The sequence below is a fragment of the Streptomyces sp. PsTaAH-137 genome (genome assembly GCF_003259365.1).
Lineage (GTDB): Bacteria > Actinomycetota > Actinomycetes > Streptomycetales > Streptomycetaceae > Streptomyces.
This window is the reverse complement of record NZ_QLLY01000004.1, coordinates 103,513-115,170: the sequence shown is the minus strand read 5'-3', so window position 1 is coordinate 115,170 and position 11,658 is coordinate 103,513. Positions and strand designations below refer to the sequence as shown.

Annotated in this window: 7 protein-coding genes and 1 tRNA gene; 6 read left to right on the top strand and 2 right to left on the bottom strand. The window is 72.5% G+C overall.

All coding sequences use genetic code 11. The features are described 5' to 3' along the window. Positions 1-204 precede the first annotated feature (204 nt). Together topA and tmk are read left to right on the top strand one after the other, a co-directional pair. Positions 205-3,069, top strand: coding sequence for a type I DNA topoisomerase (gene topA, locus K377_RS09505; protein WP_111662787.1), 2,865 nt, complete (start codon positions 205-207; stop codon positions 3,067-3,069). A gap of 160 nt (positions 3,070-3,229) precedes the next feature. Continuing rightward, positions 3,230-6,364, top strand: coding sequence for a dTMP kinase (tmk, locus tag K377_RS09500; protein ID WP_111662786.1), 3,135 nt, complete (start codon positions 3,230-3,232; stop codon positions 6,362-6,364). Here tmk and K377_RS09495 read toward each other — a convergent pair. Next, positions 6,361-6,864: a GNAT family N-acetyltransferase gene (locus K377_RS09495; RefSeq protein WP_111662785.1), complete on the bottom strand. Its 504-nt coding sequence runs from the start codon at positions 6,862-6,864 to the stop codon at positions 6,361-6,363. The genes tmk and K377_RS09495 overlap by 4 nt on opposite strands. Before the next feature lie 94 nt (positions 6,865-6,958). Between K377_RS09495 and K377_RS09490 the strand changes: the two genes are divergently transcribed. The 3 genes from K377_RS09490 to K377_RS09480 all read left to right on the top strand — a co-directional run bounded on the left by K377_RS09490 (position 6,959) and on the right by K377_RS09480 (position 10,002). Then, on the top strand, positions 6,959-8,164 hold the full coding sequence (locus K377_RS09490) for a DNA polymerase III subunit delta' (RefSeq protein ID WP_111662784.1): 1,206 nt from the start codon (positions 6,959-6,961) through the stop codon (positions 8,162-8,164). Positions 8,165-8,242: 78 nt separating this feature from the next. Then, positions 8,243-9,823: an alpha/beta hydrolase gene (locus tag K377_RS09485; protein WP_111662783.1), complete on the top strand. Its 1,581-nt coding sequence runs from the start codon at positions 8,243-8,245 to the stop codon at positions 9,821-9,823. Positions 9,824-9,928: 105 nt separating this feature from the next. After that, positions 9,929-10,002, top strand: a tRNA-Thr gene (locus tag K377_RS09480). A 121-nt stretch (positions 10,003-10,123) separates the two neighbouring features. Here K377_RS09480 and K377_RS09475 read toward each other — a convergent pair. Beyond that, a complete protein-coding gene (locus K377_RS09475) occupies positions 10,124-10,903 on the bottom strand; it encodes an SDR family NAD(P)-dependent oxidoreductase (RefSeq protein ID WP_111662782.1) in 780 nt (259 codons plus the stop codon). Positions 10,904-11,011: 108 nt separating this feature from the next. Between K377_RS09475 and K377_RS09470 the strand changes: the two genes are divergently transcribed. After that, a complete protein-coding gene (locus tag K377_RS09470; protein ID WP_111662781.1) occupies positions 11,012-11,641 on the top strand; it encodes a TetR/AcrR family transcriptional regulator in 630 nt (209 codons plus the stop codon). The last annotated feature ends 17 nt before the right edge of the window (positions 11,642-11,658 follow it).

Sequence of the window (11,658 nt, the reverse complement as noted above, 5' to 3'; positions counted from 1 at the left end):
CGGGTACCCGGAGCGCGTGGCTCCGCTCCCCGGTCCGGGGGCAGGATCACGAGGAGTCGGGTTACCGTTCCGAGTGGCTGCTGCGTGCTTTTCCCGTTTGACACACCGGCGGGAGGTACCGTCACACTCCGCAGCAGTGCCAATCAGCGGCGCCAGCCGCGACCAGAGAACGGCCCAGACCGCCGACCGGAGAGAAGAGCGAAGTTGTCCCCGACCAGCGAGACCGCACAGGGCGGCCGCCGACTCGTCATCGTCGAGTCGCCCGCCAAGGCGAAGACGATCAAGGGCTACCTCGGCCCTGGATACGTCGTCGAAGCGAGCGTCGGGCACATCCGCGACCTCCCCAACGGCGCCGCGGAGGTGCCCGACAAGTACACGGGCGAGGTGCGCCGCCTCGGCGTCGACGTCGAGAACGACTTCGAGCCGATCTACGTCGTCAACGCCGACAAGAAGTCCCAGGTCAAGAAGCTCAAGGACCTGCTGAAGGACTCCGACGAACTCTTCCTGGCCACCGATGAGGACCGCGAGGGCGAAGCCATCGCGTGGCACCTCCTGGAGGTCCTGAAGCCCAAGGTTCCCGTCCACCGGATGGTCTTCCACGAGATCACCAAGGACGCGATCCGCTCCGCCGTGGCCAACCCGCGCGAGCTGAACAAGCGCATGGTCGACGCCCAGGAGACCCGCCGCATCCTCGACCGTCTGTACGGCTACGAGGTCTCGCCGGTCCTGTGGAAGAAGGTCATGCCGCGCCTGTCGGCGGGCCGCGTCCAGTCGGTGGCCACCCGCCTCGTCGTCGAGCGGGAGCGCGAGCGCATCGCCTTCCGCTCCGCCGAGTACTGGGACCTGACCGGCACCTTCGCGACCGGCCGCGCCGGTGACCCGTCCGACCCGTCCTCCCTGGTCGCCCGCCTGTCCGCGGTCGACGGCAAGCGCATCGCGCAGGGCCGCGACTTCGACTCGCTCGGCCAGATCAAGGGCGGCAACTCGGCGAACACCCTGCACCTGGACGAGGCGAACGCGCGAGCGCTCGCCGCCGCCCTGGAGCACACATCGTTCTCCGTCCGTTCGGTCGAGTCCAAGCCGTACCGCCGCTCGCCGTACGCCCCGTTCCGTACGACGACGATGCAGCAGGAGGCCTCGCGCAAGCTGGGCTTCGGCGCCAAGGCGACCATGCAGGTGGCCCAGAAGCTGTACGAGAACGGCTTCATCACCTACATGCGTACGGACTCCACGACCCTGTCGGACACGGCGGTCTCCGCCGCCCGCGCCCAGGTCACGCAGCTGTACGGCTCGGACTACCTGCCGGACAAGCCGCGCACGTACGCCGGCAAGGTCAAGAACGCGCAGGAGGCGCACGAGGCGATCCGTCCCTCGGGCGACCGCTTCCGCACGCCCGCCGAGACCGGCCTGACCGGCGACCAGTTCCGTCTGTACGAGCTGATCTGGAAGCGCACCGTCGCCTCCCAGATGAAGGACGCGGTCGGCAACAGCGTCACCGTCAAGATCGGCGGCACCTCCTCCGACGGCCGCGACGCCGAGTTCAGCGCGTCCGGCAAGACCATCACCTTCCACGGCTTCCTGAAGGCCTACGTCGAGGGCGCCGACGATCCGAACGCGGAGCTGGACGACCGCGAGCGGCGCCTGCCGCAGGTCACCGAGGGCGACGCGCTGTCCGCCGAGGAGATCTCGGTCGACGGCCACGCGACCAAGCCCCCGGCCCGCTACACCGAGGCCTCGCTGGTCAAGGAGCTGGAAGAGCGCGAGATCGGCCGCCCGTCGACGTACGCGTCGATCATCGGCACGATCCTCGACCGCGGCTACGTCTTCAAGAAGGGGACGGCCCTGGTGCCCTCCTTCTTGTCGTTCGCCGTCGTCAACCTGCTGGAGAAGCACTTCGGCCGGCTCGTCGACTACGACTTCACCGCCAAGATGGAGGACGACCTCGACCGCATCGCGCGGGGCGAGGCCCAGTCCGTGCCGTGGCTGAAGCGTTTCTACTTCGGCGAAGGCGACGGCACCCCGGGCACGGGCGGCGCGGCCGACGCGGGCAACGGCGACGGGGACCACCTCGGCGGCCTGAAGGAGCTCGTGACCGACCTGGGCGCGATCGACGCCCGCGAGGTCTCGTCCTTCCCCGTCGGCAACGACATCGTGCTGCGCGTCGGGCGCTACGGCCCGTACGTCGAGCGCGGCGAGCGCGACTCCGAGAACCACCAGCGCGCGGACGTCCCCGAGGACCTGGCGCCGGACGAGCTGTCCGTCGAGTACGCGGAGGAGCTGCTCGCCAAGCCCAGCGGCGACTTCGAGCTCGGCACCGACCCGGCGTCCGGCCACCAGATCATCGCCAAGGACGGCCGCTACGGCCCGTACGTCACCGAGGTGCTCCCCGAGGGCACCCCGAAGACCGGCAAGAACGCGGTGAAGCCGCGGACGGCGTCGCTGTTCAAGTCGATGTCGCTGGACACGGTGACGCTGGACGACGCCCTGAAGCTGATGTCGCTCCCGCGCGTGGTGGGCGCCGACGCCGAGGGCGTCGAGATCACCGCGCAGAACGGCCGCTACGGCCCGTACCTGAAGAAGGGCACGGACTCGCGCTCGCTCACGGCCGAGGAGCAGCTCTTCACGATCACGCTGGAAGAGGCGCTGGAGATCTACTCCCAGCCCAAGCAGCGCGGGCGCGCGGCCGCCAAGCCGCCGCTGAAGGAGCTCGGCACCGACCCCGTCAGCGAGAAGCCCGTCGTCGTGAAGGACGGCCGCTTCGGCGCGTACGTCACCGACGGCGAGACCAACGCCACGCTGCGGGCCGCCGACTCCGTCGAGGACATCACGCCCGAGCGCGGCTACGAGCTGCTCGCGGAGAAGCGGGCCAAGGGTCCGGCCAAGAAGACGGCGAAGAAGGCCGCCAAGAAGGCGCCGGCCAAGAAGACCGCCGCCAAGAAGACGACCACGGCGAAGAAGACGGCGGCCAAGAAGACCACCGCGAAGAAGACGACGGCCGCGGCCAAGAAGGCACCCGCCAAGAAGGCGACCGCTTCCAAGGCCACCGCCTCCGAGGCGGCCGACGAGTAGGAAGCCGAGGCTCCGGCGGACCGGTTTGCCTGGTAGGGCACGGTTTGCCGAAGCGGCCTTTGTACGTAGACACATGGACGCCCCCGGGAGTTGTACCGGGGGCGTCCATTTGTTCGGGCCGGGCCCACGGAGTGTCGGCCGGTCCCGATAGGCTGGACGAATGACCCGTGCCGAGCAGCCAACGGCCCCCCACACGGCCCCCGACGACGCCCTGGTAGCGGACTCCCGAGAGCGCGCCGTGCGCGCGCTCCTGCGTGTGCCCCAGTTGAAACGACTGTGGTCCGCGCAGCTCGTCGGTGGGGTCGGTGATGTCCTCGGGCTGCTTGTGCTGGTGGTGCTCACGCTTCAGGCGGCCATTTCCGAAGGGTCGTTCGGCGGCGGATACCGCGGTGTCGCCTTCGCCGTCACCGCCGTGTTCGGGGCCCGCGTCCTGTCCACCCTGCTCTTCGGAGCGGTGCTGCTCGGGCCGCTGACCTCGCTGACCACCCCAGGCGGCCCGCTCGACCGGCGCTGGACCATGGTCGTCGCCGACGGCCTGCGGGCCGCGCTGCTGATCGTCGCGCCCCTGTGGATCGACTGGACCCCGGACAACGCGCTGGCGCTGATCCTCGTGACGGCCTTCGTCGTCGGGGTCGCCGAGCGGTTCTGGACCGTCGCCAAGGAGAGCGCGGCGCCCGCGCTGCTGCCCGCGCCGCCCCTGGAGGGCGCGGCCGTGCGGCCGCTGCCCGACCACATGGACGCGCTGCGGCGCCTCTCGCTGCGCACCACGTTCGTCGCCGTGCCGCTGGCGGCCGCGGTCCTCCTGGTCGTCTCCCTCGTGCAGAACCTGATCGGCGCGGGCCTCGACTGGTTCGACCTGCACCAGGTCGCCCTCTCGTCGTACGTGGCCGCGGGGCTCTTCGCCGCCTCGCTGTCCGTCGTCTTCTTCCTCGAACTGCCCGACACGCAGACCCCGCGCGCGCGGTCGCCCCTGGAGGGGCTGCGCCGGCCGCGGACCGCCACCGGCCCGGACAAGGGACGTACGGGAGCCATCCCGCTGCTCGTCCTGGCCTGCGCCGCCGTCGCCGGGGCCGTCTCGGCCGCCGTCGCCGTGTCCGTGCTCCAGGCCAAGGACCTGGACGGCGGCCCGGTCACCTTCGGGCTGCTCGTGCTCGCGCTCACCGGCGGCACCGTCGTCGGCATCAGGTCCGCGCCGTCCGTGCTGCCGTCGCTCTCGCGGCGCCGCCTGCTGGCCCTCGCCATCGCGCTCACCGGCATCGGACTGCTCGCCGCCGGCCTCGTGCCGGACGTCACCACGGTGATCCTCATCCTCGCGCTCTCCGGCGTCACCGCGGGCATCGCCGCCAACACCGGGCACACCCTCCTCGACCAGGAGGCCGAGGAGTACCGCAGGACCCGGACCACCGAACACCTCCAGGCCGTCGTACGGGTCTCCCTCGCACTCGGCGCCCTGATCGCGCCGCTGCTCGCCGCGCTGATCGGGCCGCACCGCCTGGAGAGCGGCAAGTTCGTCTTCGCGCACGGCGGCGCCGCGTTCACCCTGATGCTGGTCGGCGCGCTGCTGCTGCCCGTCGCCGCCCTGGTCCTCGCCAAGGCCGACGACCGCAGCGGCGTACCGCTCCGCCACGACCTGCGCGACGCGCTGCTCGGCGGGCACGACCCGGCGCAGGCCCCGGCCACCACCGGCTTCTTCATCGCCCTGGAGGGCGGCGACGGCGCCGGCAAGTCCACCCAGGCCCAGGCGCTCGCCGAGTGGATCCGCGACAAGGGCCACGAGGTCGTCGTCACGCGCGAGCCGGGCGCCACCCCGGTCGGCAAGCGGCTCCGGTCGATCCTGCTCGACGTCTCCTCGGCGGGCCTGTCCCACCGCGCGGAGGCGCTGCTCTACGCCGCCGACCGCGCCGAGCACGTCGACACCGTCGTCCGCCCCGCCCTGGAGCGCGGCGCCATCGTCATCTCCGACCGGTACATCGACTCGTCCGTCGCCTACCAGGGCGCGGGCCGCGACCTGTCGCCGGTCGAGGTCGCCCGGATCAACCGGTGGGCCACCAGCGGTCTCGTGCCGCATCTGACCGTGCTGCTCGACGTCGACCCGGAGGCCGCCCGCGAGCGGTTCACCGAGGCGCCCGACCGGCTCGAGTCGGAGCCGGTGGAGTTCCACGCGCGCGTGCGCTCCGGTTTCCTCACCCTCGCCGCCGGCGACCCCGGCCGGTACCTCGTCGTCGACGCCGGGCAGGAGCCGGAGGCGGTCACCACCGTCATCCGGCACCGCCTCGACACGCTGCTCCCGCTCTCCGAGGCCGAGATCCAGGCCCGCGAGGAGGCCCGCAGGGCCGCCGAGGAGGAAGCGCGCCGCAAGGCCGAGGAAGAGGCCGCCCGCAAGGCGGAGGAGGAGCGCGTCGAGCGCGAGCGCCAGGAGCAGATCGCCAAGCTGCGCGCCGAGGAGGAGGAGCGCAAGCGCCGCGAGCTGGAGGAAGCCCAGCGCATCGAGGCCGAGCGCCAGGCCGAGGAGGCCCGCAAGCGCGCCGAGGAGTCGCGCCGCAAGGCCGAGGAGGAGCGCGTCAGGCTGCTCGCCGAGGAAGCGGCCCGCAAGAAGGAAGAGGAGCGCCGGGCGCGGCAGGCCGAGGAGGAGGCGCGGCTGCGCGCCGAGGCCGAGGAGCGGCGCCTGGAGAAGCAGCGCAAGGCCGAGGAGGCGCTGCTGCGGGCCGAGGAGGCCCGGCGGCTCGCCGCGCAGGCCAGTGCCGCGGCCGCGGAGACCGGCCGGACGGTGCAGTTCCGCAAGGTCGAGGACGCCAAGCCGGCTTCGGCCGCCCCGGACGTCCAGGACACCCCGAGTGTTCCGGGTGTCTCGGGTGTCATGGGCGTTCCGGACAACGAGGTGACCGTGCCGACGCCGGTCGTGCGGATCGAGGACCTGTCCGCCGCCGAGCAGACCGCGGTGCTGCCCGCGGTCCCGTCCTCGGACGCCGAGGAGACCGCGGTGCTGCCGCAGCCGCCCGCCGGCGCCTCGGACGAGACGGCCGTGCTGCCGCAGGTGCCGGACCCGTCAGGGGACTCGGGGAGCCGGGTGCCGCCGGGTTACTTCCGTGACGAGCGGCCGGCGCCGGAGGGTTCCGCGGAGCGCACGGCCGAGCTGCCGCAGATCGACGAGGAGGGCCGGCCGCGCCGCCGCCCCCGCCCCGACTGGGCGGAGGAGACCCCGCTGGACGACCTGCCGTCGCTGGCCGACGAGCTGCTCGGCGGCCGGGACGACGACGAGGACGGGCGGGGGCGCCGGGGCGGGCGCCGCCGCTAGGGCGTGTCCGCCGGGTCGGCTGGGCCCGGGGCGGCTGGGCCCGGGGTGGCCAGGCGCAGTTCCACCCAGTCGACCGTGTCGCCGTCCAGCCGGTACCGGTCGACCTCCACCGTGAACCCGGCCCGTTCGGCGAAGCGCAGGCCCGCCGCGTTCGAGACGAGCACCACGGTCTCGATCGCGGTGGCGCCGCGCGCGCGGGCGGCGGCGAGCCCGCGCTCGTACAGAACCCGGCCGTAGCCCCGGCCGCGGTGGTCCGGCAGCACCCGGGCGATCACCGTGGCGGTGCCGTCCGCCCGCGGCGGGCGCACGGTCGTGCAGCCCACGAGGACGTCTCCCGCGTAGGCGGACTCCAGGACGTTGCGCCCGGCCCGTTCGCGTACGTCGTCGAGGCCGAGCCGAGCGGATTCGGCGGGCACGATGATGTTGTGCGCGTGCTGCCAGTCGGCGAGCAGGGCGTCGGGGGAGCCGCTGTGCAGCGGTTCGATGCGGAGATCGGTCATCGTCGTATCCAACTCCGCCGGTGCCCGGTTGTCAGCCGGGTTGTCAGTGCGGCCCGGCACAATGGCTACAGCTCGAGGAAGGGGCGGTGGGCCCATGCCCGTATGGGACGACCTGGTCGGTCAGGAGCGCGTGATCACGTCGCTGGACGCGGCCGCGCGGGACGCGGACGCCCTGGTGACGGCTGCCGCCTCGGACACCCCGCCGCCACCCGCGTCGAAGATGACGCACGCCTGGCTGTTCACCGGGCCGCCCGGCGCGGGCCGGGTCACCGCGGCCCGCGCGTTCGCCGCCGCCCTGCAGTGCGTGTCCCCGGACCGGGCGCTCGGCGGCATGCCCGGCTGCGGGTTCTGCGACGGCTGCCACACCGCCCTGCTGGGTACGCACGCGGACGTGTCGACGATCGCGGCCGACGGCGCACAGATCCTCGTCGCCGACATGCGCGACACCGTCCGCAAGTCGTACACGGCCCCGGCGGGCGGCCGCTGGCAGGTGATCCTCGTCGAGGACGCGGAGCGGCTGAACGAGAAATCGGCGAACGCCGTGCTGAAGGCCGTGGAGGAGCCCGCCCCCCGCACGGTCTGGCTGCTGTGCGCGCCCTCCGTGGAGGACGTGCTGCCGACCATCCGCTCCCGCTGCCGTCTGCTGACCCTGTCCACCCCGGGCGTCGACGCCGTCGCCGACATGCTCGTACGACGTGACGGGATCGAGCCGGCCGTCGCCGCGTCGGTCGCCCGCGCCACCCAGGGGCACATCGACCGGGCCCGCCGTCTGGCCACCGACCCGCGCGCGCGGGAGCGCAGAGCCGCCGTACTGAAGATCCCGCTGCGTGTCGAGGACATCGGCGGCTGCCTGAAGGCGGCGCAGGAGCTGGTGGACGCGGCGGCCGAGGACTCCAAGCAGCTCGCCGAAGAGGTCGACACCAAGGAGACCGAGGAGCTGAAGGCGGCGCTCGGCGCGCAGAGCGGCGGGCGGATGCCGCGCGGCACGGCCGGCGTGATGAAGGACCTGGAGGACAAGCAGAAGCGCCGCCGCACCAGATCGCAGCGCGACAGCCTCGACCTGGCCCTCACCGACCTCACCGGTGTGTACCGGGACGTGCTCGCGATGCAGCTCGGTTCGGCGGTGGCGCTGGCCAATGTCGAGATCCAGGACACGCTGGAGCGGGTCGCCCGGGGCAGCTCGCCCGAGTCGACGCTGCGCCGGATCGAGGCGATCGGGGCGTGCCGGGTGGCCCTGGACCGCAATGTCGCGCCGCTGCTCGCGGTGGAGGCGATGACGGTGGCGCTGCGGGCGGGATAGGCCGGCGTGGGGCGCGATCGGTGAGATCATCCGACAGCGCAGAGTCACACACGTGCTGCGGAGCGTTACGCTCGGGCGATGCACCTCAGGCGCCCCTCTCCGACCTCGCCCCGCCGCAAGGCCGCCCTGCTCGCTGCCTCGGCCCTCCTGCTGACCGGTATGGCGGGCTGTTCCCCAGGGAGTTCGGGCACCGCCGACGCCGCCTCCCTGGCGGCGCTGCCCGGCGCGACCCCGGCCGACCTGGCCTCGTATTATCACCAGTCGCTCAAGTGGCGGGCGTGCGGAGTCGCGGGCTTCCAGTGCGCGACCCTCAAGGCGCCGCTCGACTACGACAAGCCGTCCGAGGGCGACATCGACCTCGCGATCTCCCGCAAGAAGGCCACCGGCCCCGGCAAGCGCCTCGGCTCGCTCCTGGTCAACCCGGGCGGTCCCGGCGGCTCGGCGATCGGCTACCTCCAGGCGTACGCGGGCATCGGCTACCCCGCCGGGGTCCGGGCCCGCTACGACATGGTCGCCGTCGACCCGCGCGGCGTCGCCCGCAGCGCGCCCGTCACCTGCCTCGACGGCAAGCAGATGGACGCGTACACGCAGACGGACATGACCCCGGACGACGCGCGCGAGAAGACCGAACTGAGCGCCGCCTACCAGAAGTTCGCGTCCGGCTGCGAGTCGCACGACGCGACGTCGAGGCGCGTGTTGCCGCACGTCTCCACGGTCGAGGCGGCCCGCGACATGGATCTCGCGCGGGCGGCGCTCGGCGACGAGAAGCTGACCTACGTCGGCGCCTCGTACGGCACCTTCCTCGGCGCGACGTACGCGGGCCTGTACCCGGAGCGGGTGGGCCGGCTCGTCCTGGACGGCGCGATGGACCCGTCGCTGCCGGCCCGCGAGCTGAACCTGGAGCAGACCGCCGGTTTCGAGACGGCGTTCACCTCCTTCGCGAAGGACTGCACGGCCCGCGCCGACTGCCCGCTCGGCACCGGCACGCCGGACGAGGCGGGACAGCGCCTGAAGGCCTTCTTCGCCGCCCTCGACCGCACCCCGCTGGCCACCGGCGACCCCGACGGCCGCAAGCTCGGCGAGGCGCTCGGCACCACCGGAGTGATCGCGGCGATGTACGACGAGGGGGCCTGGCCGCAGTTGCGGGACGCGCTGACCTCCGCGCTGAAGAAGAAGGACGGCGCGGGCCTGCTCGCCCTGTCGGACAGCTACTACGAGCGCGACCCCGACGGCTCCTACGCCAACCTCATGTTCGCCAACGCCGCCGTGAACTGCCTCGACCAGCCCCCCGCCTTCACCTCCGCCAAGGAGGTCCAACAGGCCCTCCCCGACTTCGAGAAGGCCTCGCCGGTCTTCGGCCCCGGCCTCGCCTGGGCCTCCCTGAACTGCGCGAGCTGGCCGGTCCCGGCGACCGGCGAGGCCCACCGCATCACGGCCGACGGCGCCGCCCCCATCGTCGTGGTCGGCACCACCCGCGACCCGGCCACCCCCTACGGCTGGGCCAAGTCCCTCGCCTCCCAGCTCTCCTCCGGCCGCCTGCTGACCTACGAGGGCGACGGCCACACGGCGTACGGCCGCGGCAGCACCTGCATCGACAGGGCGATCGACACCTACCTCCTGACCGGCACCCCGCCGACCGACGGAAAGCGCTGCTCATAGCCGGTGCGACGTGATCGTGCCCTGGTCGAAAAGGGTGGGCGGAGCACCCCCCGGGAGCGTGTAGGATTGACGACGTTGCCAACGCACTCCGGTGCGCGCGACGGCGCCGCCTTAGCTCAGATGGCCAGAGCAACGCACTCGTAATGCGTAGGTCTCGGGTTCGAATCCCGAAGGCGGCTCAGCTGGGAAACCCCAGGTCGGATCTCATCCGGCCTGGGGTTTCGTCGTTTCTGGGTCGATGTACGTCTACGGCCCTCGGCGAGGCGCGGCCTGACTGAGTGTCATGCCCCAAGCCCGCGCTCAGGCCGCCTCGTGCTTCAGGGCCGGGCCGAGGAGCAGGCCGCCGTCTATGACGAACTCCGAGCCGGTGGCGAAGGAGGCGTCGTCCGAGGTGAGGAAGAGCAGGGCTCGGGTGATGTCGGCGGGCTCGCCGAGGCGGGGGATCGCGAACGGTTCGGGGGAGTAGAAGTCGGCGATCGGGGTGTCGCTGCCCGCGGCGGGCTCGGTGATGAACGGGGTGGCGATCACGCCGGGGTGGATGGCGTTGACGCGGATGTGGTCGCGGCCCAGTTCGAGTGCGGCCGTCTTGGTCAGGCCGCGTACGGCCCACTTGCTCGCCACGTAGGGGGAGTGCATCGCCGTGCCGCCCACGCCGGAGGTGGAGGCGATGTTGACGATGACGCCGCCGCCGTTGCGGCGCAGCGAGGGGGCCGCCGCCTTGATGCCGAGGAAGGTGCCGGTGAGGTTGACCTCGAGGATGCGGTCCCACACGCGGCGGTCGGTGGTCTCGACGGGGGCGGCGGGGTTCTGCACGCCGGCGTTGTTGACCAGCACGGCGAGGGGGCCGAAGCGGTCCTCGGTCGCGGTGACGGCGGCGTTCCAGGAGTCCTCGTCGGTGACGTCGAGACGGACGGCGAGGGCGCGGTCGCCGAGTTCGGCGGCGAGGGCCCGGGCCCGGTCCTCCGCGATGCCGGCGATCACGACGTTGGCGCCCTCCGCGTGGTAGGCGCGGACGTGGCCGGTGCCCTGGCCGCCGGTTCCGCCGGTGACGAGCACGGTGCGGTGGTCGAAGCGTCCCATGGTGGATCCATTCGCGAGCGGTGGTGAGTCGAGTGACTCGTCTTGCTTTCGACCGTACGAAACGGCTTGGTGGTGAGTCAAGTGACTCACCTCGCCTATGGTGGAGGGATGACCACGGAGCCGTCGGCCTACCACCAGCGCGTCGCCGAGGAGAAGCGGGCGGCGATCCTGCGCGCGGCCACCCGGCTGTTCCTGGACTCCGGGTACGACCGGACGTCGCTGGCCAAGATCGCCGAGGCGGCCGGGGTGTCGAAGGCGACCCTGTTCAAGCAGTTCCCGACCAAGGCGGCGCTGTTCGACGCGATCGTCGGCGCGTCCTGGCAGGCGGGGGACGGCTCCGGGGACGCCCCGCCACCGGGCGACCTCCGGGCCGGTCTCGCCCTGATCGGCCGGCGCTACGTCGCCCTGCTCACCCGCCCGGACATGGCCGACCTGTTCCGGATCGTCATCGCCGAACTGCCGCGCTTCCCGGAACTGGCCGAGTCGCAGTTCAACCACGGCAAGATGCCCTACTTCGACTCGGTGCGCCGTTATCTGGAGGCGGAGCGGGACGCCGGCACGATCCGGCTGGAGGACGCCGAGCTGGCCGCGACCCAGTTCCTCGGCATGATCTCCAACTACGTGTTCTGGCCCCGGATGCTGCTGCCCCACTGGGCCCCGGACGGCGCTGCCGTCGAGCGTGTGGTCGACGAGGCCGTGTCGATGATGGCGGCCAGGTACGCCGCGACCGCGGACTGAGGCGGCGTACCCGGCGG